General features: G+C 35.6%; 21 protein-coding genes. 17 read left to right on the top strand and 4 right to left on the bottom strand.

Annotated features, from left to right (window positions below):
- Positions 1-152 precede the first annotated feature (152 nt).
- The gene (locus tag FW780_RS07055) at positions 153-1214 is read left to right on the top strand and encodes an NADH:flavin oxidoreductase (protein ID WP_149832846.1); all 1062 of its coding nucleotides are present in this window, start codon (positions 153-155) and stop codon (positions 1212-1214) included.
- A 218-nt stretch (positions 1215-1432) separates the two neighbouring features.
- Here the strand turns inward: FW780_RS07055 and FW780_RS22350 are convergent, their stop codons facing one another.
- Entirely contained in the window at positions 1433-1597 is a 165-nt protein-coding gene (locus tag FW780_RS22350) for a bacteriocin-like protein (protein WP_167510658.1), read from the bottom strand.
- 140 nt (positions 1598-1737) lie between these two features.
- Between FW780_RS22350 and FW780_RS07050 the strand changes: the two genes are divergently transcribed.
- Positions 1738-2226, top strand: a complete 489-nt coding sequence (locus FW780_RS07050; protein WP_149832845.1) for an ASCH domain-containing protein — start codon at positions 1738-1740, stop codon at positions 2224-2226.
- 92 nt (positions 2227-2318) lie between these two features.
- Here the strand turns inward: FW780_RS07050 and FW780_RS07045 are convergent, their stop codons facing one another.
- Positions 2319-3521, bottom strand: a complete 1203-nt coding sequence (locus FW780_RS07045; protein ID WP_149832844.1) for a C1 family peptidase — start codon at positions 3519-3521, stop codon at positions 2319-2321.
- Positions 3522-3695: 174 nt separating this feature from the next.
- On the opposite strand from FW780_RS07045, the gene FW780_RS07040 reads away from it, so the two are divergent.
- The 13 genes from FW780_RS07040 to FW780_RS06980 all read left to right on the top strand — a co-directional run bounded on the left by FW780_RS07040 (position 3696) and on the right by FW780_RS06980 (position 23008).
- Entirely contained in the window at positions 3696-4214 is a 519-nt protein-coding gene (locus FW780_RS07040) for an RNA polymerase sigma factor (RefSeq protein ID WP_149832843.1), read from the top strand.
- Between the two features lie 12 nt (positions 4215-4226).
- The gene (locus FW780_RS07035; protein WP_149832842.1) at positions 4227-6536 is read left to right on the top strand and encodes a T9SS type A sorting domain-containing protein; all 2310 of its coding nucleotides are present in this window, start codon (positions 4227-4229) and stop codon (positions 6534-6536) included.
- A gap of 66 nt (positions 6537-6602) precedes the next feature.
- The gene (locus FW780_RS07030) at positions 6603-9371 is read left to right on the top strand and encodes a hypothetical protein (RefSeq protein WP_149832841.1); all 2769 of its coding nucleotides are present in this window, start codon (positions 6603-6605) and stop codon (positions 9369-9371) included.
- Between the two features lie 3 nt (positions 9372-9374).
- Entirely contained in the window at positions 9375-13889 is a 4515-nt protein-coding gene (locus FW780_RS07025) for a TonB-dependent receptor plug domain-containing protein (protein WP_149832840.1), read from the top strand.
- A gap of 173 nt (positions 13890-14062) precedes the next feature.
- On the top strand, positions 14063-14566 hold the full coding sequence (locus tag FW780_RS07020; RefSeq protein WP_034696386.1) for a GbsR/MarR family transcriptional regulator: 504 nt from the start codon (positions 14063-14065) through the stop codon (positions 14564-14566).
- A gap of 119 nt (positions 14567-14685) precedes the next feature.
- The gene (locus FW780_RS07015; protein WP_149832839.1) at positions 14686-15348 is read left to right on the top strand and encodes a class I SAM-dependent methyltransferase; all 663 of its coding nucleotides are present in this window, start codon (positions 14686-14688) and stop codon (positions 15346-15348) included.
- 132 nt (positions 15349-15480) lie between these two features.
- Positions 15481-15843: a hypothetical protein gene (locus FW780_RS07010; RefSeq protein WP_149832838.1), complete on the top strand. Its 363-nt coding sequence runs from the start codon at positions 15481-15483 to the stop codon at positions 15841-15843.
- Positions 15840-16664: a DCC1-like thiol-disulfide oxidoreductase family protein gene (locus tag FW780_RS07005; RefSeq protein ID WP_149832837.1), complete on the top strand. Its 825-nt coding sequence runs from the start codon at positions 15840-15842 to the stop codon at positions 16662-16664. Before FW780_RS07010 ends, FW780_RS07005 begins: the two co-directional genes overlap by 4 nt.
- 19 nt (positions 16665-16683) lie before the next feature.
- Complete coding sequence (locus tag FW780_RS07000; protein WP_149832836.1) at positions 16684-17160, top strand: SRPBCC family protein; 477 nt, start codon at positions 16684-16686, stop codon at positions 17158-17160.
- A gap of 18 nt (positions 17161-17178) precedes the next feature.
- Positions 17179-17883 (top strand): YqjF family protein, encoded by a 705-nt coding sequence (locus FW780_RS06995; protein ID WP_149832835.1) that lies wholly within the window; start codon positions 17179-17181, stop codon positions 17881-17883.
- Between the two features lie 66 nt (positions 17884-17949).
- Positions 17950-18849, top strand: coding sequence for a TIGR01777 family oxidoreductase (locus FW780_RS06990; RefSeq protein ID WP_149832834.1), 900 nt, complete (start codon positions 17950-17952; stop codon positions 18847-18849).
- Positions 18850-18899: 50 nt separating this feature from the next.
- Entirely contained in the window at positions 18900-20345 is a 1446-nt protein-coding gene (locus FW780_RS06985) for an alpha-L-fucosidase (protein WP_149832833.1), read from the top strand.
- A complete protein-coding gene (locus FW780_RS06980) occupies positions 20345-23008 on the top strand; it encodes a glycoside hydrolase family 3 N-terminal domain-containing protein (RefSeq protein ID WP_149832832.1) in 2664 nt (887 codons plus the stop codon). Before FW780_RS06985 ends, FW780_RS06980 begins: the two co-directional genes overlap by 1 nt.
- Before the next feature lie 65 nt (positions 23009-23073).
- Here the strand turns inward: FW780_RS06980 and FW780_RS06975 are convergent, their stop codons facing one another.
- A complete protein-coding gene (locus FW780_RS06975; RefSeq protein ID WP_149832831.1) occupies positions 23074-23955 on the bottom strand; it encodes a hypothetical protein in 882 nt (293 codons plus the stop codon).
- 123 nt (positions 23956-24078) lie between these two features.
- On the bottom strand, positions 24079-24465 hold the full coding sequence (locus FW780_RS06970) for a hypothetical protein (RefSeq protein ID WP_149832830.1): 387 nt from the start codon (positions 24463-24465) through the stop codon (positions 24079-24081).
- A 197-nt stretch (positions 24466-24662) separates the two neighbouring features.
- On the opposite strand from FW780_RS06970, the gene FW780_RS06965 reads away from it, so the two are divergent.
- A complete protein-coding gene (locus FW780_RS06965) occupies positions 24663-24926 on the top strand; it encodes a hypothetical protein (protein ID WP_241676866.1) in 264 nt (87 codons plus the stop codon).
- A 228-nt stretch (positions 24927-25154) separates the two neighbouring features.
- Positions 25155-26543 carry a dihydrolipoyl dehydrogenase gene (gene lpdA / locus FW780_RS06960; protein ID WP_149832829.1) on the top strand — a complete coding sequence of 463 codons (1389 nt, stop codon included), beginning with the start codon at positions 25155-25157 and terminating at the stop codon, positions 26541-26543.
- The last annotated feature ends 72 nt before the right edge of the window (positions 26544-26615 follow it).

Raw genomic sequence — 26615 nt, 5'->3', positions numbered from 1 at the left:
TTTAAATACCATATGAAACCGGAATTCCATACGTTACTTTGATGTTACTAATGTAAGTTACTGCGAAGTTACCACTATTTTTTTAATAAAAGATACAAAAGTGAACTATTATTAGTTACTTTGTGTAACAATTATAAAATATAAATTTAAATATGAGCACATCATCATTATTTAAACCGTTTCAATACAAGAATTTACAGCTTAAAAATAGAATAGTAATGGCTCCTATGACCAGAGCACAATCTGACAATGGAGTCCCCACTCAGAATATTGCAGACTATTACGGAAGGAGAGCTGCTTCAGAAGTAGGATTAATTCTTTCCGAAGGAACTGTAATCAACAGACCGGGATCAAAGAACTTACAGAACATTCCTGATTTTTACGGAAATGAAGCTTTGAACGGCTGGAAAAATGTAATCGACACCGTACATCAGAATGGCGGTAAAATGGGACCTCAGATCTGGCACGTAGGTGATACTAGAATGGCAGAAGACTATCCGTTAGTTCAGATGGAAAAGGCTTCAACAATGACTATTGAAGATATTCAGGATACCATTGCACAGTTTGCAGCTTCTGCAAAATCAGCGAAAGATCTTGGCTTCGACTGTCTTGAAATTCATGGTGCCCACGGATATCTTATCGATCAGTTTTTCTGGGAAGTAACCAATACAAGAACAGATGAATACGGTGGTAAAACATTAAAAGAAAGAAGCCGATTTGCTGTTGATGTCGTGAAGGCAATCAGAGCAGCAGTAGGAGAGGACTTTACCATTATCATTCGTCTTTCACAATGGAAACAGCAGGATTATAAAACGAGATTAGCATTTACTCCTAATGAAATGGAAGATTGGTTATTACCATTAAAAGAAGCTGGGGTAGATATTTTCCACTGTTCACAACGCCGCTTCTGGGAACCGGAATTTGAAGGTTCTGACTTAAACTTTGCAGGATGGGCTAAAAAAATTACAGGTCAGCCAACGATTACAGTAGGTTCTGTAGGCTTAAATGGAGATTTCCTTAATGCTTTTGCAGGGCAGGGAACAGAAAAAACAGATCTTACCGAGTTGATCAGAAGACTTGATAATGAAGAATTTGATTTGGTTGCAGTAGGAAGAGCAATTTTACAGGACCACGAATGGGTAAAGAAGATCAAAGACGGGAATATTGAAGCTCTTCTGGACTTTTCAGCAGAAAGTATGGGCGTTTTATTTTAATATCAATATCGAATAGTGAATTCGCTTCGCTGTCAATTTTTTAACAGCATATTTTATTGATTTGCAAAGCAGAGTTGACAATTCAATCTGGTATTAAATCAGCATAATTCACTTTATTTTATATTTAATTTTCACCTATTTATTAAAGAACCCGATTTCAGAATTTCTGAAATCGGGTTTTTATTTTTTATAAACAGTTTCTAAAAAGCTTGACTATTTTATAAGAATCTGCATCCGGTTGCAGCGGGTTCGCATGACCAGTAAGCAGGAACACCATTTTCAGCTTTGTGGCGGCAGGCAACAGTATCACCTTCACACTGTGGTGCATTTCCTCCGTTGATTGTTTTCAATGTTGATTTTGTTAATTTCTTTAGATTTTTCATGTTAATTAGTTTGTTGATTCATACAAATATAATATTTTTTTAAAATAAAACAATATTTCGCACTTAAATGTGAAATATTTTTATTGTTTGACACCTGCATTTTTTGAAACCATTATATTTACGTTTTTAACACTAATGACATGTCTCAAATTATAGCATACTGGAAACAATTTTTAAACAGTTTGAATAATAGTTCTTCAGAATTACCTGAATTATCTGGTTTCTTTCATTTTGGAGGAAAGGAAGATGCCACATCTATTGCAGAGCTTGTTGTATCCGGCACTAAAACGGCTACTGGCTCATTGCTGTGGGTGTTTGAGTCCGAAAATAATCCTGTCCCTTCAGTAGGTGAATATAATATCATTACAGATTCTGATGACCGTCCGGTTTGTATCATTGAAACTACAGGATTATCAATTGTTCCTTTTGATAAAGTAGAAAGTAAGTTTGCTTTTGATTGTGGGGAAGGAGACCGGACCTTAGAAAGTTGGAGGGAAATGTACCAGGAATATATTCGGTCAGAATGTGAATGTATTGGAAAAATACCCACATCTGATATTCCAATGGTTTGCGAATACTTTAAAGTCGTATATAAAGAACCTCTGGTTGAAAGAAATATTTCAGAATAAAACAAACCCGCTCCCGGAATTTCCGGGAGCGGGTTTTAACAGATTTAAATATCTAAAACTGCCCTTTAAAACGGCAGAAATGATTTCTTTGATTATAAACCAATGTTTTTGGTTGGTTTTAATTGCTTTAAGATGTTTTTCGGGATTGCATTTTTGTGGACAAGAATCGCTGTTGATTTATATTCAACATATGGTCTTGTTACGTAAATATATCCGGCGAAGTCATTGGTTACTCCCCATGAATTCTTCACCATATAATATTCTTTCCCAGTTTGATCTTTTGCCAAACCTACGATGTGCATACCATGATCATCCGTTGTAGAAAGATTGTTAAGGGCTTTCTGACGGATATCTTCAGTGATGGTTTTATCTTTTTTAGGCTCTGTAAACAAAGTCTGCTTGTTCTCTGCAGTAATCTGATCAAGATCCATATCAGGAACATAAGCCACACCGTTTTTGTAAGAGAAATAAGGTTCAGAAACGTCAGTTGCCCAACCTACAGAATATCCTTTAGTTACAGCATTATCAATGATTGCTGTAAGATCTTTCATCGGTACATTCCAGTCAGAATCGTGGCTCCAGTTATCAGGAATCGGAACTACAAATTTCTCATAATAAGCATAATCTTTATAAGAAGATAATTCTACATAATCTTCAGCATTGATTCCTACCACTTCTTTTGCAAATGTTTTAGGAGTGTAGTTCTTCCCTTCATACGTAAAATTAGCTGGCACTTTTCCTAAATACTCATCAAGAATAGCATCTACAGAATCCATCCAGTTGTCAGTCAGTTTTCCTTTTGAAGAAGCCTGAACAAGACTGTCAAGAACCGGTTTCAGTTTCCCTTGCATTTCTTTAAAGTTGTTGGTAGTCTGTCCCGCTTTTAATCCTGTATAAACATCCTGAGGAACTGCTCCATACTTTTTGTACATATTGATTACGTCGTGAAGTTCTCCTCCGTCACCCCAGCTGATTGCTCCATTATTTAGAACATATAATTTCGCTTTATCATGATAAGAGTTTCTCGCTGTAAAAATTTCTGCAAGATCTACAGGTTTTTTGCCCATTCTCTGCATTTCAGATTCAAGGAAAGAGTTTCCTGAGTAGCTCCAGCAAGTTCCTGAGGAACCTTGGTTCTTTACAGAAGTTGCGCCAACGTCTTTTAACGTTGTGAACTGAAAATTAGCATTTTGTGATTGGTTGTTTTTTAACTTATTGATTAAGTCATCTTGGGCAAACATCATACTTCCTGCAGACAAAACAAAAAGTAATGATGCAATTTTGGCATTTTTCATTACTATAAAAAGATTATTTATATTAAGAGTCGTTGATAATAGAGATTTGTTACAGAAGGAAAAGTTAAATTTGAAATGAAAAAAAGTTACTTTTTCATTATTTTTCTAAAAAAGTTGATCATGTTTCCAACCCGGGCAAAAGTTTCTGCATCTATAATAATATAACTCCTGACTATGGAACAAGAATTATTATTGGAATGCCAGCGTAGTGACCGTAATGCACAGCGGAAAGTCTACGAGAAAATGGCGGGCAGACTTTACGCAGTCTGCAGACGCTATTTGAAAAACGATGAAGATATTGAGGAAGTATTAGCGGATACATTCTATAAAATCTTTACAAAAATTTCTCAGCTTCAGAACCCTGAGACTTTTGAGGCGTGGGCCAGAAAAATTGCGGTAAATGAATGTCTGCAGAAATTAAGATCTAATAAACAATTGTTGATTTCTCTTGAAGAGAATGTCATGGATCATTCTGAAGAAACTACAGAGAGCCTTTCTCTGGAAAAAGATATCCTGAGTTTATTAAACTTCCTTCCTGAAGGCTGCCGAGCGATTTTTAATCTTTTCGCTATTGAAGGATATCCCCATAAAGAAATAGCCACCATGCTTTCTATCAGTGAAGGAACTTCAAAATCACAGCTCAATTTTGCAAGAAAAAAGCTGCAGGAACTTTTAGTGAATCAAAACATTTAAACTTTTACAACAATGGAAAATAATCATATAGATCAACAATTCAATGAAGCTTCCAAGCTTTCAGAAGAGCCAACTGTTTTTCCTGGTTTTGAAAAAGTATGGGGAAAAATTGAAGAGAAATTAGATAAAAAAGAAGAGAAAAAAAGAACAGTTCCTTTTTGGCTGCCGTATGGTACTGCTGCAAGTCTGGTGATAGGTTTGGGTGCTTTATACTTTTTAAATAAAAAAGAGCCTGTAGAGTCTTTAAAACCAGTCATAGCAGAGAACAGAACTTCAAGAGGCCCGATTAACAAAACAGATATTGCAAAAATAGATAGCCTAACCAAAAATAATATTCATAAAAAAGAACTTCATTTACCGGCTCCTATTGCCTATGAATCTCAACCGGTTGTAGCAATGGATTTATATACCGTTCCTCCTGCTCGTAGCTTACCGTCAGTAGAAGCTCCTGATAAAATATTCACACCTTCACCATATGTATACAGTGATACTTTAAAAACAAAAGAAATTGAAGAAGTGGTGGTAATGGGATATTCAAAAGTAGTTAAAAGTAAGTCTGTAACCTCATCTTCAACTGTAACGATTGCTTCCACAGACAAAACTTATGCAAGGCCTTCTATGAAATTGTCTTCTTTGGAAGGAAAAGTGGCCGGATTAGAAATATCACCAGGGATTAAAAATAAAGCTGAAATATCAATTAGAGGATTAAAAAGTATAGATGAAAAATCTGTAACCCCGCTGTATATTGTTGACGGAATTGTAATGGGGAGAGCGTCTGAATTTTTAAATACTTTGGATCCTAAAAAAATAAAAGAATTAAAAGTACTGAAAGGGCTGGAAGCTACTGCCCTGTATGGAAGCAAAGCCAATAACGGAGTTGTTGTGATCACAACAAAAGGACTATCTGAAGCAGAAATAGAACGACTCAAAAAAGTTTCTTCAGACAGTGCGGAGAAAAAAGTAAAAGAACCGGAAGAACCCGAAAAAATACTCCCAAAAGCTGGCCAGCTCACAGCAGGAGAAGTCAATGATTTTTCTAAATGGGATTATTGGAAAGATATTGCAGTGCCTACGCTTGATCAGTATAAAAATACATGGAAGTTCTTTCCCGATAAAAGAGTTTCAGTTCAGTTGGTTAATAGAGACAAAAAACCTGTTGTAGGGGAAAAAGTGAAGCTACTGGATGATAAGAAAAATATTATTTGGGAAGCTGTTTCCGATAACCTTGGGAATGTAGAATTATGGATATCACCCATAACAGATGAAAGCTCAGATTCAGGGAAATATTATCTGTCTGATGGTTCGGGGCAGATCGTAAGCAGCAATATCAGAACCTTTAAAAATGGACAGAATCTGATTATCCTGGATAAACCGTGTCTGCAAAAACGAGTATTGGATCTCGCTTTTGTAGTAGATGCAACAGGTTCTATGGGGGATGAAATTGCTTATCTTCAGTCTGAACTTTTGGATGTGCTGAAAAAGATTGAAGGACAGCTTAAAAATACAACTGTAAGGTATGGATCCGTTTTCTACAGAGATAAAGGAGATGAATATGTAACCCGAAAATTTGATTTTTCAGATAAGGCAGAAGATCTGGTAAGTTTTATCAAAAAACAGAAAGCTGCAGGAGGAGGAGATACACCGGAAGCCGTTGTGGAAGCTTTGAATGTCTCTGTTGATGAGTTGAAATGGAGCAATGAAAACTCTACTAAAATCATGTTTTTAATTCTGGATGCACCGCCACATCATTCGGAGCAGAATATAAAGGAGCTTTACAATAAAATAAAAGCCGCAGCAAAAAAGGGTATTACCATCATCCCACTGGCAGCCAGCGATACGGATAAACAGACGGAGTATCTGATGCGGACCTTTGCTTTGCTTACAAACGGAACCTATACATTCCTTACCAATGACAGCGGAATAGGAAATAATCACATTAAACCTACGATAGATTCTTATGAAGTTGAAAAACTGAATGATTTATTATTAAGATTGATTCTCCAAAGAGCTGTTTTGCCGGAATGCAGCACAGGGATTTCAAATGAGAATATCAATAAAAAGATGGAGACCGAAATTAACAGTCAGGGTGATACTAAGACCATAATATTTCCTAATCCGACAAAAGGTCTATTGCAGATAAAAACAAGAAAAATGATTGATGAACTGTTTGTTTATGATCTCGCCGGGAAAATTATCATGAGGAAAGAAAATCTGTCGGAAGGTAAAAATACAATTGATTTAACTTCTTATCCTCAAGGAATTTACCTTGTACGTCTTTATACTAATGATCTATGGGAGACGTTTAAAGTCATTAAAAATTAACTGTTTTTAAAAAGAAATTTCCCCGGAAATTTCTTTTTTTCATATTTTTAAGCATACTAATCACCGATGAAAAAGAATTATCTGCTGTTACTGCCATTTACGATTACCGTATTACAGGCACAAAATTCACAATTATATTACTCTGGAAAATTTTTAACGACTAAAAATAAAGAACAGAACTTTTTAAAGGTTTATAATAAAAACAGCGGTATTTATGAATTTACCGATGATAAAGGATTTGCAATAATTGCTGCCAAACCTTATGATACTCTTGCTTGGAATCAGGGTAAGAATACGCATGTTATTTCTACCTATGAGCTTAGAGAATTAAAAGCCATTCTGGAAAGTCAGACAGAAAAGAAAAATGTAGAAAATATTTACAATAAAGCTTATGACAGTCTGGTTTCAAAGCAAATTAAAGATGATTTTAGTATTGAAAAAACGAAGACCCATTTAAGTAAAAGGTCACACTCTTATTTTGAAGAAATAAGGCAATTAAGACAAAAAAATGACAGCCTTTATATCTTAAAAAGGCTCAATCAAAGAACATTGGTACTCAATGGAAGCTTTACCACATCATTAGAGATTAAAAACAGGAATTCTATTCCGGGAACTCAAAGCAAATATGTACAGGGACGGTCAGAAAACGGAAACCTTGTCTGGAAAGGTCCTGAAACCAATGAGATGTTCAGCTTTGGACCAGATATTTCTACCTTGGGATTTAATGGATTGCCTTATGAGTACGATCAGAACGGAAAACTTATTCCGTGGATTGATGGGCTTCAACATTCCCGAAAATATGATAACAACCTTTTTAAAACAACTGTAGGATACAATAATCAGTTGAATGTAAATGCTTTTATAAAAGAAGGTTACAATGAAAAAATCCGATTGTCATTAAATCTGGGCCAGCAGAAGAACCAGATGTATTTTATAGATCAGTTTGATATTACCAATACCTTTAAAGTAAAGCTGAATACAGAACTAAGCGGATATTCCATTAATCTTGCTTTTAATTACGAAGAAGACAAAGCTACCAATACCAATAGAATAGGGTTGTTCAACAGAGCTTATCAGAATTCTTTATTAACACCTGTTTCTTTTTCAAATGAGCAAAATACCCTCCTGAGTAACGGTTCACAGAGAAGTTATAGCAAAGACGCAGACAATCCTTCATTCCTTTTTGAACAGGATAGCAAATACCGCTATCAGAACCGCGAAAGACTGTTTAGTTTTAATGTTGTTAAAAACTGGGATGAATTGAAACTGAATATCAGCCAGTCCTATGAAAACAGCAACATCTTGAACAAAGATCAGTATAAGCCTTCTACCAATGGTTTCAGTAACGGTTTGCTCAATGAAAGGATTCAAAACAATAGCTTATATCATTCCAACATATTGGGTTCATATACATTAGGGAAATATGATTTTAAAAATACGTTCAGCCTGAATTTTATCTTAAACGATAGAAAATCGGATGTTTATAACAGTCTGACCAATCAAAAGTATTTCTATCAGAGAACTTCACAGGATCATATTTTTAATTATAATATGGATATCCGTGATTATGATTTTGAAGCAGGTCTTAATCTTGGAAATTCATTTTACATTTCTAATACATCGCTTAAAAATAACTATTGGCTTCCCAAAGCTAATTTCTATGTGAAATTCAGTGACATTTTCAATTGGCACAATTACAGTTTTAAATTATTGGGAAGTTACACGCAGCTAAGCTCCGAGCCGGAAATTACAAGATCATATGCTTCTTATGCAACAACTTTACTGAATGCACAAAACTATAATCAATATTTCCCCGTACAGGAAGTGGAAAGCTTCAGAGGTTTATCCAATATCAACACCAGAGAATGGAAAGTTGGAGCTAAGCTTAATGTTGGTTATAATGTAAATTTGGAAGGAGAATATTTCAACAGAAAAAATACAGATGATGTATTTCCTGTTTTTGAAAACAATCAGCTGAAATTAAAGAACATAGCTGACCATACATACAGTGGATATGAATTCAGTTTTACCTATGACAGGCTGCGCTTTGGATACGACATATTTTTAACCAATAAAATTTCATTTTTCAAATATAAAGATATCGTAGACAGAGTATCTGCAGGATATCAGAATATGGCTGTTTCGGGGTTTAAGGACATTTATAAAACACTGTCGGAAGGACAGGTTTTGGGAGCTGTCATGGGAAGCTACTTTGAAAGAAATGCAGACGGGCAATTGATCATTGATGAGTCCGGATTCCCCAAAAAAGCAGACGGAATGAAAATTATCGCAGATCCTACCCCGGATTTCGTGATGAAATTTACTCATAGTTTTGCTTATAAAAACCTGTCTTTAGACATCAATTGGGAATGGAAAAAAGGAGGTCAGCTCTGGAACGGAACGCAGGCAGTTCTTGATTATTACGGCCGTTCTTCTGATTCAGGAGAAGACAGAAACATCAAAAACTATGTTTTTCAGGGCGTGCAGGCCAACGGAACGGTAAACCAGATTCCCGTAGATTTCTATGATCCCAATCTGAATGTTCAGCAAAACCGATGGTCCAGATATGGTTACCTTGGTGTAGCAGAAAACTATATTCAAAAGGCAGACTATATAAGAATCAGCAATATTTCACTGTCTTCCAATTTTCCAATCAACTATGGAAAGCAGAATCTTAAACTTACTTTTTATGTGAATAATCTAATGCTTTGGCAGGCCAATAAAGGAGCAGATCCCAATCAGAATTTTTATGATATGGATAACGGAAGAGGGCTGGATTTTTTCAACCTTCCGTCCTTTAAAACATTTGGATGTATTGTTTCACTCAAATTTTAACCCATGAATTTCAAATTTATATCACCATATATCATCTTGCTGAGCTTAGTATTTTCAACGGTTTTACTACAAGCACAGCAGCCATTTCAGGACTTTGAGAAAGAAAAGACCTATGTTCAGACCAATCATGTTTTTTATAAACCTGGTGAGGAAATGTATTTTAAAATATATATTGTAAAAGGAAATAATAACCTTCCGGTGGAAGACAGCAGAGTTGTTAATTTTGAAATTATTGACCCCGCAGGAAGCGTTTTGAAAAAATTAAAATATGAAATTACCAATGGATATGCCCAAGGGTATTTCTATTTTGATGAAGATATGAAAGGCGGAATTTATAAGATCAGAGCTTTTACTAACTGGATGCAGAATGAAGAAGGTAAAAATGCCTTTGAGAAAGAAATTACGCTCCAGAAAATAGTATCCCCAAGAATATTAATGAAACTGGATTTTCCTAAAAAAGGATACGGCCCGGGAGATGAAGTGACAGCCGATTTTTCAATGAGAAGTCTGAGCAGCCTTCCCATTCCTTTTTATGAAGCCGATTATACGGTAATGACTAACGGAGAAACCGTTTCAGAAGGAAAATTTATCACCAATAAAGAAGGTAAAAGTCAATTAATTTTCAAGCTCCCTAAAGTTTTGAAATCCTCTGATGGACTTTTGAATATTAAAGTGAATTTTGACGGATTTACAGAATCTATTTCAAGAAATATTCCGATTGTTCTGAATAATCTGGATGTGAAATTCTTGCCTGAAGGAGGAACTTTTATCAATGGAATAGAACAAAATATTGCTTTTAAAATTCTGGATGAATTTGAAAAACCTGTAGACGCTGTTCTGGCTGTTTATAACCAGAATCATGAAAAAATAAAAGAAATTTCAGCCTATAATTTTGGGATGGGAAGCTTTCATTTTACCGCTAAAAATGGAGAAACCTATTATGCAAAAGTGGTAAAACCTGAAAATATTACCCAGACTTTTAACTTTCCGGTGGCAAAAGATGAAGGTTTGGTTTTGAATATTCAGAATGAAAACAAAAAACTGATTTTTACCATCATTTCAACTGATGAAAAAACGATTACCCTGAAGGGAAGTTTCCGTGGAAAAGAATTGTATACCAAAGACCTTCTGTTGAAAAAAGGCAGCAACTATCTGGAAATTGATGAAAAAGACTTCCCCATAGGAATCTGCAGGTTTACTGTTCTGGAAAATAATATTCCTCTTGCAGAACGTGTTGTTTTTACCAATAAAGAAAATCGCCTGAATATAAAAGTTAAGCCTGTAAAACAACATTACCTGCCACGAGAAAAAGTAGTTCTGGACATTGAAACTACTGATGAAAATAACAGACCTGTTCCTGCCAACCTGGGATTGAGCGTAGTGGATGATAAACTATGGACCTACGCTGATGACAAGCAGAATCATATCATTTCCTGGCTTCTGATGGACTCTGAGCTGAAAGGGAAAATTGAAAAACCACAATTTTATTTCGATAAAAAAGAAGAAAAAGCTGATAAAAGCTTAGATCTTGTGATGCTTACAAACGGTTACCGGTATTTTGAACTGATTCCTGAAGTTCTGAAAACCCATAAATACAAATACCTGCCCGAAAAGAAAAATACAATTTATGGAGTGGTAGAAGATGAAAACAAGAAACCTGTAAAAGCAGATGTTTTTCTCTTGAACACAGATAACAAAAAAATTCTTAAACAAACCGCTGAGGAAAATGGACGTTTTTATTTTTCAGATCTGAATGCAGGTAATTCATATAAAATAATAGCCAGATCCTCTCAGCCTAAACATCAATTGAAAATAAGAATATTGTCTTACAATTTGGATATTAACCCTTTTGTGAAGCAGAAGCTCTCCAATATTGATGTAGAAGAAATTGTAAAAGAAGCTGAAAGAAAAGAAGAGATAAAAATAGAAAACAGGAATAATACTCAATCACTAAATAAACCCACATCAGGAAAAGATACTATTCGGAATAAAAGGATTGAAGAAGTTGTCGTTTTAGGATACAATTTGAAAAGAGATAAAACTGCGATCACTTCTACAACAATAGTGTCTTCGATGGAGATTCAGAATCCCAATGTAACTTCATTACTAAGCGGAAAAGCGGCCGGATTGATAATTACGCCAGCGGGACAGTCCGGAGCCAGTACCCAAATAAGAATAAGGGGAGCAGCATCCATTGCCAATAAGAGCCCATTGTTCATTGTAGATGGAACTCCTGTAGAAAACTTCAACACCATCATAAATCCGAATGACATCAATAGTATCACCATTCTCAAAGATGCGGCTGCTACCGCTATTTATGGAAGCAGAGCTGTGAATGGAGTAGTGATTGTAAATTCAAATAAAAACAACAACTCAAAAATCAGTTTTGATATTACCCCGAAATCTTATATTGCTGTTGAAGCCCTACCACAAGGAAGGCTTATATCATACGCGGGATCAAGAGAATTTGCCTATCCGGAATATAAAACCACCAATACCTCCTACCGTTTCGATTACAGAGAAGCTCTTTACTGGAATCCTGTAGTAGAAACTGATAAAAACGGAAAAGCAAAAGTGGAATTTTATAATTCTGATGCCAACTCCACTTTTAGAGTTATGACAGAAGGTATTGCTGCATCAGGACTTGTTGGAAATGATGAAACTACTTATGCCGCACAGAGCCTTATCTCAATAGATGCTAAAATTCCAGAATACCTGACAAGAACAGATCAGATGGCGATTCCTGTTGTGATAAAAAATAATTCTTCGGAAATCAGAAAAATGACAATGGATGTGATTGTTCCCAATCATGTAAAACTAATTCGTTCAGATAGTCTTATTACCCTGAAACCATTAGAATCAGGAAGATTATTTGTCAAAATACAGACCGATGAGATTGTGGATTCCAATATTCAGTTTACCATAAGATCCGGAGATTTCAGGGAAACAATGATTCTTCCGTTTAAAGTAGAAGAGAAAGGATTCCCGCATCAGTTTTCCATCATCAATAACAAAACAGAAGATATCAAAATCAATATTCCGGAATATATCAACGGAAGCCTGTATTCCTCATATTATGTATTTGAAAATACAGCTTTACAGTTGTTTGCAAATATTGATCAGCTGAAAAGAGAGCCTTACGGATGCTTTGAACAGCTTTCATCAACAGTATATCCTAATATGTTCATTCTGGATTACTTAAAATCAGGAAAAAAAATTGATACAGCAACGGAGAATCTTATAGTTAAAAACATGAAAAAAGGATTCCAGAAAATGCTGAGCTATAAAAACAGAGACGGAGGTTTCGGGTATTTCAACAGTGAGGAATCAGATGTGGCACTTTCCGCATTTGCGTTACTGGAATTTACAGATTTAAAAAAGTATGTGAATCCGGATGCTAAGCTTATTCAGGGACTTTCCTCATTCATTTTATCCAAAAAGAATACAAACGGATTATTTGAAGTAAGAAAAGGCTATGAACTAAAAAGAGATTTTTCAGAATATTACTGGTCAAGAAATATGTATGTTATCTATGCTTTATCCAAACTAGGCTTTAAAAATGAAATTGAAGATTCCTTTAAAGTTTTGATGAAAAGAGCTTTGGCTACAAAAGATACCTATCAGCTGGCATTACTTGCCAATACCGCCGCTCATTTGGGAAAACAGAAGGGGTATGACGATCTGATGAAGATGCTGGAGAAACAATATGAAATGAAGAATGCAAAATCCAACACAACTTTTACAGGCTCCTGGGGAATGTCTGCCGATGCGGAAACTCTTTCATTATACATCATAGCCCTTCAGAAAGATGACAAACTGAATCAGTTGAAGATTGCTGAAGCTGTAGACAGGCTTATTAATTTCAATGGATATTACGGGTTCGGTTCTACCCAGGCAACAACGTTGGCAATACAGGCATTGTCTGAGTTTTTCTCTAAAAATGAAAAATTATACGGAACTGAAAGACCGGTTATCACCATCAATAAAGCTAATACTTATCCTAATATCAGCCTTTCATCAGCATATAAAGCCGGAGAAAATAAGATCAGTATTCATTATCCCGCCAAAAATGGACTGCCTTATAAATTAGATTACCAGTATTATACCCTTCAGGCACCGGAAAGCAAAGATATTCCTGTTATGATGGAAACAAAACTAAAATCCACGGTGTCCAGAGTAGGAGAGACCAACAGAATGACAGTTACCGTTAAAAACAAAATCAACGGCCAGCTGCCAATGACGATAGCGAAGATTGGTATTCCTGCAGGCTTAACCTTACATAATGCCTTGCTGAAAGACCTGATTGATAAAAAACAGATTTCTTACTATGAAATCTTTGACAACTATCTGGTACTTTACTGGGAACATTTCAATGCCGAGGAAAAGAAAACCATCAATCTCGATCTCAAAGTGGAATTTGCGGGAACTTATACAGGTAAATCAAGCAATGTCTATCTGTATTATATGCCGGAAGCAAAATATTGGAATCAGGGGATTACAGCGAGTATTGAACCTTAATTTTTTTAAACTTCAAAAACAGACATTCTCAGGAATTTATCCTTGTCAAGATTTTAAACGTTGACAAGGATAAAAAACTAGGCAATCAAATCTTTTAAAATTAATTTTCAAAAATTATTGAAGATTCAAAAAATATAATTACATTTGTTACAGAAATCTAAAAGGAAAACAAAATGCAACTTTCAGAAGCAAAAGAAAAATACATTCAGACCTGGGGAACCTTTGCTACCAATTGGGGAATCAACCGTACGATGGCACAGGTACATGCCCTGCTTTTGGCTAGCGGAAAACCTCTTTCTACTGATGAAGTAATGGAACAGCTGGAGATTTCAAGAGGAAATGCCAATATGAATCTTCGCGCACTGATCGACTGGGGAATTGTGAAAAAAGAATTTGTGAAAGGTGACCGTAAAGAATATTTTGTTGCAGAAAAAGATGTTTGGTATCTCTTCAAACAAATTACGAAAGAACGCAGAAAAAGGGAAATTGAGCCTGTGATTTCTTTTCTTGAAGAATTAAAGAATATTGAGGATAAAGACTCAGAAGAAGCTCAGGAATTTATCAAGCTGATGAACGACTTCAGTTCGGTAACCGGAAAGATCAATAATATTATGGATCTGGCGATTAAAAGTGATGATCACTGGCTGGTAGGGAAGATTACCAATCTGTTGAAATAAGAAAATTGAAAGAGGATGAAAATCCTTTTTTATTTCAAATAAAGTTTCAAAAATTACTGAAAATATAAAATTTATAAAATGTTTATTTTTTTAAACTAATAATAAATCTCAATTTGAAAATGAATGATCTACAACAATATTTTGACCGTATACAGCCTAGATACTACATCAATGAAATTGCATCTTTAGGTTTTACCAGACTATTCAGAAAGATGGCTGTTCAAAAAGTAAAAAACTATAGGGATAAAAGAGTTCTTGATCTGATGAGTGGACAAGGTGAAAATTTGGAATTTCTAAAGGATCACAATGAAAATACGAAAATTGTAACCTTAGATTTTTCTTCAGCAATGAATATGAAACTTTTTTCAACATTTAAAAAGAAGCTCACAATAAATCAGATTCAGGATGATTTCTTCAAAAACCAAATTCCGGACAGATCTATGGATATTATACTTTGCTCTTACGGGACAAAAACAATAGAGGAAAACAATAAAAAGATTTTTGTGGATGAGTTATCAAGAATCATTGATGAAAAAGGAGAGATTATGATCGTAGAATTTGTAAAGCCCAAAACACCATGGAGATTTAGTTGTGTGAAATGGTATATTGAAGTACTTGTTTCAAAAATTTTTGGAAACGAATTTGGGAAACTTTTTCATTATATCAACAAAAATGATAGTCTTGAAGATATGAGAGAGCAGTTTAATCATAATGGATTGTTTATCATTTCTCACAAAAGATATTTGGATTTGGTTGAAATTCTTCACGTGAAAAGAAACTAGCTTTTTATTTGAAATTATATTTCAAAAATTACTGAAAATATAAAATTAATAATAATTATGAAAAATTTAATCATTCACTTATTCCTGATTATTTATTTCAGAAGAAAAGGATCACTTTAAACAATTATTGCCATGAAAACATTTGCAAAATATGATTATTATCTTCAGCTACTCTTTATAATAATTGGGCCACTGGCTTTTATATTTGGTGGCTTGTCGGGATTTATTCTGTTTTATTTTATAGTTGGAATTCCTCAATTGATAAGTTTCATAATCAAACTATTTCTTAGAACAAAAAAATCAGCCTTGTATATCGCATATGGAATTGTAATAGTACCGGTCTGGAATATTGTAACAATCTTGTTCACAGAGAAACACATCAATGATTTTTTTGGATATGTTTTAATGGCTGCTCTTTTATATAGCCCCGTGATGGCAGCAGCATATGTTTACGACTGCTACAATACTTATGAATCTTATAAATCACAATTATGAAAACGCTCAAAAACCACACTCTGATCTACGACAATGAATGTCCGATGTGTAATCTTTATTCCAAAGGTTTTACAAAATGTGGAATGCTGGATGAAGATGGAAGAGAAGCATTTACAGAACTCTCTGGTAAAAATAAAAATCTAATCGATTTCAATCGGGCGAAAAATGAAATTGCTCTCGTAGATCACAACAAAAATGAAGTCGTTTACGGATTAGACAGCCTGCTTCTTATCATTGGAAACTCTTTTCCTATGTTGGAAAAAATTGCTCGCATAAAACCTCTGTATTGGTTTTTTCAAAAGCTGTATTCCTTCGTTTCTTACAATCGGAAACAGATTATTCCTTCCCCAAAAGATAATACAGAGCAATCTTGTATTCCGGATTTTAACATGAAATACAGAATGGTCTACATCAGTTTTGTTGTTATTTTTTCAGCATATATTCTAAGTGAATTTTCTGTAAAGCTGGGCTTTAATTTAGAACGGAATTTTCTGAGAGAATTTGCAGTTTGCCTTGGCCAGATCGTTTGGCAGACCCTCTTTTTAAAAGCTTATCTCAAAGATAAAATCTGGGATTATATCGGAAATATGATGACTGTATCCTTAATCGGGACTTTACTTTTAATTCCTGCACTGATGACAGGGTTTACTCCCTTTTTTCACATCATATACTTTGGAATTGTAGTATTGATCATGTTTCTGGAACATATAAGAAGATGCAGAATACTTCAACTGAACTTTCTTCCTACCATCTCCTGGATGTTGTTTAGGATAACAGCACTGGCTATCATTATTCTGACAACCATAGAATTTAAAATTTAAAAAACTTAATACCTCTGAAATGTCAACAATCTATTTGAATACAGTAATTAATGCAGATATTCACTATGTTTTTGATCTGGCAAGAAATATTGATCTGCATCAGCAGTCAACCTCAACATCTCATGAAAAAGCAATTGCAGGACGTACTTCAGGGCTGATTGAAGAAAACGAAACCGTAACCTGGCGGGCAAAACATCTGGGAGTATACCAAAACCTCACTACGAAAATTGTCAGCATGGAAAAACCGGTTCAGTTTATTGATGTGATGCAGAAAGGAGCCTTCAAATCTATGCGGCACAGGCATATTTTTAAATCTGTAAACGGGAGAACATTAATGACTGATATTTTTGAATTTGAATCTCCATTCGGGATCATAGGAAAACTGTTTAATGTTATTTTTCTTACAGGATATCTCAAAGATTTTCTGCTCAAAAGAAACGAGATGATCAAAACCATAGCAGAATCTTCTACCCGCGACGGAATTGCCATTTTTTAACCTAAAAAACACAGTATTATGAACTTTTTAAAAGCAGAATGGCGAAAATTGGCCATCATCAATTACGAAATTGATCCTAATATTTTAATGCCTTACTTACCAAAAGGTACAGAACTCGATTTTTACGAAGGCAGATGTTATGTAAGCTTAGTGGGATTTATGTTTTTAAATACAAAACTACTGGGATTACCCATCCCTTTTCACCGGAACTTTGAAGAAGTAAACCTAAGATTTTATGTAAAGAAAAAAGAAAACGGAATCTGGAAAAGAGGGGTGGTTTTTATCAAGGAGATAGTTCCCAAATCCGCATTAAGCTTTGTCGCTAATACGGTATACAAAGAAAATTATCACACAATGCCGATGAAAAACCAGATTCATAAAAAAGAAGGTGAACTGCTGATCCGGTATTCATGGAAAGATAAAAGCTGGCATTCCATTGAAATTATGGCAGACAGTACGGCAAAACCTATGGAAGAAAACTCCGAATTTGAATTTATCACAGAACATTATTTTGGCTTTACAAAAAAAGAAAATACAACCTCTGAATATGAAGTATGCCACCCAAAATGGAATTGCTACACTATAAAAAACCATCAGCTCGATATTGATTTTCAAAAAAATTACGGAAATGACTTTGAATGCCTGAATCATCAGGAACCTATTTCAGTAATGCTTGCCGAAGGCTCAGAAATTCAGGTGAAAACAAAGAAATATATCAGCTAAAATAAGCATATTCTATCCACAAACATCTGTGCAAATCTGTGGTTAAAACCTTTAAATTTGAAAACAATGAAAATAATCATCGCCGGAGGCTCCGGATTTCTTGGTGAAAACTTAGAAAAATACTTTACAGAAAAAGGAAACCAAGTCTATATCCTGACCCGTAAACCTCAACGTAAAAACGAAATTTATTGGGACGCTAAAACATTAGGCGAATGGAAAAACAGTTTGGAAAAAGCAGATGTTTTGATCAACCTTACAGGAAAATCTGTAGACTGCCGGTATCACGAGAAAAATAAACAAGAAATCTATTCTTCAAGGATTAACAGCACGAAAATATTGCAGGAAGCTGTAAACCAGTGTTCTGAAAAACCAAAAATTTGGATGAATGCCAGTTCTGCAACCATTTACGTTCATTCTGAACAGCATCTGAATACTGAAGAAAACGGAATTATCGGAGATGATTTTTCAATGAATATCTGCAAAAGCTGGGAAAGAGAATTCTTTGCATTTAAAAATGAAGGGATGAGAAAAATAGCTCTTCGTACATCAATTGTTCTTGGAAATAATGGTGGTGCTTTTCCAAAGCTGAAAATGGTTACAAAGCTGTTCTTAGGAGGAAAGCAGGGCCAGGGAAATCAGATGGTAAGCTGGATTCATATCGATGATTTTTGTAAAGCCTTAGACTGGATTATTCAACATGAGGATATGTCAGGAGCTATCAATATAACTGCTCCGGCTCCGCTTTCCAATGATAATATGATGAAAAAATTGAGAAAAGAATTGAAAGTGCCTTTCGGGCTTAATGCTCCGGTCTGGCAGTTGGAAATTGCTTCCTTATTGCTCAAAACAGAAACCGAATTACTGTTGAAAAGCCGTAATGTATACCCTGAAAGATTGATTAAAGGCGGGTTTCAGTTTTCATTTCCGGGTTTTGATGAAGCTATTCTTAATCTCTTGGAAGCCTAATGTTTGCGGATTTCCCAAAGGATAATTAAATTAGCGGAAAACTATTCCATATGCTGGTTATACCCAAAATAAAACCCTTTTTCCTTTCATCTTTTTTAATAAGTTCAGTTGTATTTTCACAGGCTCATAATGTGTCTGACGGATATCAGAAACCCACAGACCCTCTTGTTGTTCAGAATCTGGAACAATGGCAGGATATGAAATTCGGACTGTTTATGCATTGGGGAACCTACAGCCAGTGGGGAATTGTTGAAAGCTGGAGCTTATGCCCCGAAGACGAATCATGGACCCAGAGAAAGCCTGAGCATGGGAAATCTTATGACGAATATGTAAAGAATTATGAAAACCTTCAGACAACCTTTAATCCCACTCAGTTTAATCCTCAAAAATGGGCAGATGCTGTAAAAAAAGCAGGGATGAAATATGTGGTTTTTACCACCAAGCATCATGATGGCTTTGCGATGTTTGACACACAGCAGTCAGATTATAAAATCACATCCCCTAAAACTCCCTTTTCAAAAAATCCAAAATCAGATGTGACAAAAGAAATCTTCAACACTTTTAGAAAAGAAGGATTTAAAATTGGAGCTTACTTTTCAAAACCTGACTGGCATTCCGATGATTACTGGTGGCCATACTTTCCGCCTAAAGACAGAAATGTTAATTATGATCCTAAGAAATATCCGGAAAGATGGGAGAATTTTAAACAATTCACTTTCAGTCAGCTGAACGAGATTACTTCCAATTATGGTAAAATTGATATTCTCTGGCTGGACGGAGGCTGGGTACGCCCTTTTCATACCATTGATCCGAAAGTGGAATGGCAGCGCACCATTAAAGTAGAGCAGGATATTGATATGGATAAAATAGGAACAATGGCCAGAAAAAATCAACCGGGAATTATTATTGTAGACCGCACCGTTCCCGGAAAATGGGAAAATTATGTTACCCCGGAACAGGCAGTTCCTGAACATGCTCTAAGCATCCCTTGGGAAAGCTGTATCACAATGGGAGATTCCTTTTCTTACGTTCCCAATGACAATTATAAAACCTCTCAAAAGATCATTGAAACATTGGTGAAAATCATTTCAAGAGGCGGAAATTACCTGATGAATATTGCTCCCGGACCTAATGGTGACTATGATCCCATAGTGTATGAAAGATTACATCAGATTTCCGACTGGATGAACAAAAATCAGTCTGCCGTTTTTGCAACAAGAAGTATTGCTCCTTACCACGAAGGAAATTACTATTATACCCAAAGCAAAGACCACCATACGGTGAATGTTTTCCATCTTGATGAAAAATCAGAATATAAAGCTCCGGCAGTACTTACTTTTTCTGTTCCGGAAAACTTTCAGCCAAAATCTATGAAAGTACTTGGCATTTCATCAAAAATTCAATGGAAAAAAACAAATGAAAATACCGTTGAAATTAAGTTACCTGAAGAAAGAAAAAACCTGAAATATGCAACCGTAATTCAAATAACACAATAATGAGATTATTTCGTTTTAAACTTACGGGAGCCGCATTATTATTGAATATTGTCATTATTTCCGCTCAAAAACCTTTATATAAAGACCCGAAACAACCTATTGAAACCAGAGTTCAGGATCTTTTGAAGAGAATGACCCCTGAAGAAAAATTCTGGCAGTGTTTTATGATCCCCGGAGATCTGGATCACGTCCCGAAAGGACAGTATTCCCATGGGATTTTTGGATTGCAGGTGAGTGCGGGAAATCAGGGAGATGGTGCTGCAGGGCAGTTATTGAAGTATAATGCTAATGAAGATGCCGAAATACTGGTAAAAAAAATCAATGCTATTCAGAAATATTTCGTTGAGGAATCAAGATTAGGAATCCCGATTATTCCCTTTGACGAAGCTTTACATGGTTTGGTGAGAGAAGGAGCTACAGCTTTTCCGCAGGCAATCGGTTTGGCAGCTACTTTCAATCCGGAGTTGATGAACAAAGTCTCAACAGCGATTGCAAAAGAATCAAAATTAAGAGGAATCCGTCAGATTCTTACCCCTGTAGTAAATCTGGCGAGTGATGTGAGATGGGGAAGAACAGAAGAAACATATGGTGAAGATCCTTTTTTGACCTCCATAATGGGAGTAAACTTTGTCAGTTCATTTGAAAATATGGGAATCATCACTACTCCCAAGCACTTTCTGGCTAATGTAGGAGAAGGAGGAAGAGATTCATACCCGATTCATTGGAGTAAAAGATACCTTGAGGAAACCCATTTAATCCCTTTTTATAGTGCTTTTACAAAGGGGAAAAGCCGTTCAGCGATGACTTCCTATAATCTGCTCGATGGAAGACCTTCAACAGCTAACCACTGGTTACTGACTGAAAAATTAAAAAATGACTGGAATTTCAAAGGCTTTGTCATCAGTGATGCCAGTGCGGTAGGAGGAGCGAATGTACTGCATTTTACAGCAAAAGATTATGATGATGCTTCTGCACAGGCAGTCAATGCAGGGCTGGATGTGATTTTTCAGACAGAATATAAGCATTATAAACTCTTTATTCCTCCTTTTCTGGATGGAAGAATTTCAAAAGAAAGAATTGATGATGCGGTTGCAAGAGTACTGAGGGCCAAATTTGAGCTTGGGTTATTTGAAAACCCTTATGTTTCGCTCAAAGAAATTGATGAATTAAAAAAGCTGAACCATAAACCTCTGGCAGAAAATACGGCTGCAGAATCTTTCGTTTTGCTTCAGAATAATCATCAGACTCTTCCCGTTCCCGGAAATGTAAAAAGAATTCTGGTGGTAGGAAGAGATGCTGTGGATGCAAGATTAGGCGGTTATTCAGGGCCTGGAAATAAAAAAATCAATATTCTGGACGGGATTAAAAACTATATCAGAGATAAAAATATTGAAGTCATTTATGCAAAAGGAACTGATTGGGATGTAAAGGATTTTACCACAATTTCCAATGACTATTTATCCTCCGAAAACAAAAAAGGATTAAAAGGAACGTATTTTTCTAATACTGATTTAAAAGGAAATCCGGTTTTTGAAAAACAGGACGAGCAGATCAATTTTAAATGGACACTATACTCTCCTAATCCTGAAAAACTTCAACCGGATCATTACAGTGTCCGCTGGACAGGAAAACTGGAAGCTCCGGATTCAGGGAAATACCAGTTAGGATTACGGGGAAATGATGGCTTCAGATTATATCTTGATGGAAAATTAGCCATTGACCAATGGGAAAAACTAAGCTATTCCACCAAAATGGTTGAGATAGATTTTGTAAAAGGTAAAAAATATGACATTACCATTGAGTTTCACGAAAATAGAGGAGAAGCAAACCTTGAACTGATCTGGAACTATGGACTTCATGATTACCGTAAAGAGTTTCAGGGAGCTTTAAATCTTGCTCAGTATGCAGACTATATCATTGTTACTGCAGGTATTCATGAAGGCGAATTTCAGGACCGTTCCTCACTGAGTCTGCCCGGAAATCAGGAAGCATTTATTCAGGAAATTTCGACATTAAAAAAACCGGTAGCCGTAGTTTTAGTAGGAGGGTCTGCAATAAAAACAACCGCCTGGAAAGATAAAGTAGGAGCTATTTTAGATGTTTGGTATCCTGGAGAAGAAGGAGGGAATGCGGTAGCAAAAACACTTTTCGGTGCAGAAAATCCGTCCGGAAAATTACCTATAACCTTTCCGGCGGAAGAAGGCCAGCTGCCTTTGACGTATAATCACCATCCAACGGGAAGAGGAAATGATTATTATGACCTGAGTGGTGAGCCATTATATCCGTTTGGCTTTGGTTTAAGTTATACCACCTTTGAAATCTCCGGTTTACAGCTGAACAAAACCAAATATTCAGAAAATGAAACTATTATTGCTAAGATCAACGTAAAGAATACAGGATCAAAAGCAGGAAGTGAAGTCGTTCAGCTATACATAAAAGATTTATTGGCAACCGTTTCAAGACCGGTTATTGAACTCAAAGGATTTCAAAAAGTAGAATTACAGCCAGGAGAATCAAAATCTGTCACCATCGAAGTTCCCATAAAGCAATTACAGTTTCTGAACGAAAAAATGGAATGGGCTGTAGAAAAAGGAACCTACAGAATTATGGTAGGTAATTCATCCAAAAACCTTCCTTTAAAACAGAATATTGAAATTTTTTAGATTAAATTAAAAAACAAAAAGAGCAGAAATTTCTGCTCTTTTTAAATATATTTTTTTGAAGATATCTAGTATTTTCTGGCTAATAAAACGTTCAGTAAGAATGTTCCGGTCCAGTTACTGTTATTCGATCCGTTATTTCCAATGAAATCTATACGGGCTACAGATACAGTAAGTCTGGTTCTTCCTGCAGTACCGTTATTGGCAAGACTTACAAAAGATGCAGTAAATACATCAGGGAAACTTGAATTATTTCCTGCAGTAAGAATTGGATACATATTCGTAACGTTGAACGGAGTACCTTGGTATTCATAAACCAGGGTCATTCTGCTGGCATTGGCATAGGTGGCAGTGTGAGCATTATCTACTGATGTTTTACTGATGATCCACCATCTGTCGTTTGTTGCTCCTGTATCATAACCTGGATTGGCATGGTTGGTCCAGTCGGCAACAGGTGCAGTTCCTAGTCTGTGAGGGGGAATGAGAACCTGTGTACCATAGATTTCAACGTTGCTCGGTTTAGGAAGAACGGTAAAAGATAAATCCCATGTTCCGCCCGTTGTATTGCTGTTGTTCACAACTTCAGCATAGGCTCCTATAGGAATCACAAAAGAAGCAACAGGAGTATTGTCAATTCTTAAGGTATTGCCGCTGGAGGCCTGAAGTGTGATATTATTCGGCGAAATGTTTTTGATCTTATAAATTCTCCCCGTAAAACTTGTTGTTCCGGTTCCGATGACAGGAAGGGTAAATGTGGCATCGGCTGTTCCATTATACGTAATATAATGATCAGTAGTCAGAATGTTATAAGAAGTGGAGGTGACTTCGCTATAGCCAGCTCTTAAGGAACCATTTACGGCTAGAGTACTGTTGGGAGTTGTAGTATTAATACCTACTTGTGCAGTTAAGGGAACGGTTCCAAATAAAAGGATCAAAATGTATTTTTTCATGTGTTGGAAATTTGCTTTCGATCAAATATAGAAAAAAAATAACTAAAAATTAAATAAAACTTTATAAATAATATATTATTAATTAAAAGCATGATCTGATATTGTAAAAACTTTTAAAAATTATTAAACCAATCTGCACGGAACTTCCAAATCTTCAGTAAGATAATAGCTGCAGCAAAGACGGTGATAGCCATCTGCAATAATCAGTTCACTGTCACCTCTCACCAGAAGTATAGGTGAAAGCTTTTTGTTTTTTTCTACCTTTTTCAGGTTTTCTTTTACATGAATATTAGTCTCAGGAAGCAGGGCAAGCTTGCTCGCTCTTAAAATATCTTTCGACTTTTTTGTAATCGTAGGAGCGGCCTTTAATTTTTCGACCATTTTTCTGGCTTTATCCGGTTCAAAAAGGAGTTCCAGATAATCCTGTGCTGCAGGAAAATCATGGGTTTCAGGTTCTTTCATCCAGATACTGTCTTTGGTCAGATTACCCTTTTTTGCAGACATTTTCATAAGTGCTTATTAAAAGATAAATATATGAAAAATAGATCGTTATTAATGGCCGTAATTTTAAATGAACCAATGATTTTACATGATGAATTTTACTTTCCATAAAAAATATTGGTATGATATATGCAAGATTTATCACGAACCGGAATGAATTTAATGAATACTGGAATTTATTAAATTCATTCAAAAATATGAACATTATGAAAAAGTTATTAATTTCAACACTACTAATATTAGGTTTATCCATGAATGTTTCTGCCCAGAAACGTCCGCCAGCACCTCCACATCCATCAAAAACGGAATTGGTTAATATTAAAATGCAAGAGCTTACCAAAAAATATAATACTGAGAAAAAGCTCATTCTTAATCATCCGCTTGCTACCAAACAGATGAAGCGAGATCAGATGAAAGCCTTAAACCAAAGATATGCGGCCGAAAAACGATTGCTTAGACAGGCAAAATAATACAGAATTTTTGCGGTTATTAAAATAAGAAAAGCCGTTTTTTATATTTTTAACTTTGAGAAGTTTTCAAAGTAAAAGAAAATTTATTGAAAGAGAATGCGTTTTGTGTTCTCTTTCTTTGTTTAAAATTGAATAAAAATAGCTTTATTGATGCATTTTAAGATCAGTTTGCAGAAACATGAAACATCCAATATTTTTCCTTAAATTCGCATAAAAATTTTTAAAGTAATGAATTACGATATTATTGTCATTGGAAGTGGTCCTGGTGGATATGTTACTGCGATCAGAGCAGCGCAATTAGGTTTCAAAACCGCAATTATCGAAAAAGAAAATTTAGGAGGAATCTGCCTTAACTGGGGATGTATTCCAACTAAAGCTTTATTGAAATCTGCTCAGGTTTTTCATTATATCAACCATGCTGAAGATTATGGTTTGAATAAAGTGGAGGCTAGCTTTGAATTCCCGAATGTAATTCAGAGAAGCCGTGGTGTTGCCAGCAAAATGAGCAAAGGAATCGAATTCTTGATGAAAAAGAATAAGATTGACGTAATTCTTGGTACTGCAAAAGTACAGAAAGGTAAAAAAGTTTCTGTAACAGATAAAGAGGGTAAAGTAACTGAATATTCAGCGAACCACATTATCATTGCTACAGGAGCGCGTTCAAGAGAATTACCAAACTTACCACAGGATGGTAAAAAAGTAATCGGATACAGACAGGCATTATCTCTTCCTGAGCAGCCAAAATCTATGATTGTTGTAGGTTCAGGAGCTATCGGAGTAGAATTTGCCGACTTCTATAACACAATGGGAACAAAAGTAACTGTTGTTGAATTTATGCCAAATATTGTTCCGGTAGAAGATGAAGAAATCTCTAAACACTTAGAGAAATCTCTGAAAAAGACAGGAATTGAGATCATGACAAACGCTTCTGTAGAAAGTGTTGATACAACAGGTGAAGGAGTAAAAGCTACTGTGAAAACAGCTAACGGAAACATCACTCTTGAAGCTGATATCTTATTATCTGCTGTTGGTATTGCTGCTAATATCGAGAATATCGGATTAGAAGAAGTTGGAATTCAAACAGATAAAGGAAGAGTATTGGTAAACGAATGGTACGAAACTTCTGTACCAGGTTACTATGCAATCGGAGATATCATTCCAACTCAGGCTTTGGCTCACGTTGCTTCTGCAGAAGGAATCACTTGTGTTGAGAAAATCAAAGGAATGCACGTTGAAAAAATCGACTATGGCAATATCCCTGGATGTACATACTGCCACCCTGAAGTAGCTTCTGTAGGTCTTACTGAAAAACAGGCTAAAGAAAAAGGATACGAAATCAAAGTAGGAAAATTCCCTCTTTCTGCAAGTGGTAAAGCTACTGCAAACGGAAACACAGATGGATTTATCAAAGTGATTTTCGATGCTAAATATGGTGAATGGTTAGGATGCCACATGATTGGTGAAGGAGTAACAGATATGGTTGCTGAAGCTGTTGTTGCCAGAAAACTTGAAACTACAGGTCACGAGATCATCAAATCTATCCACCCGCATCCAACAGTTTCTGAAGCAATTATGGAAGCTGCTGCTGCTGCTTACGGTGAAGTGATTCACATTTAATCTGAAATACACAGAAATCTATAGTATAAAAGCCCGGATTTATCCGGGTTTTTTCGTTGAAATAAATCAATA

This window comes from Chryseobacterium sediminis (assembly GCF_008386505.1).
Taxonomy (GTDB): domain Bacteria; phylum Bacteroidota; class Bacteroidia; order Flavobacteriales; family Weeksellaceae; genus Chryseobacterium; species Chryseobacterium sediminis.
Note: the sequence above shows the minus strand (reverse complement) of the source record. Positions and strands in the feature narration are given on the sequence as shown.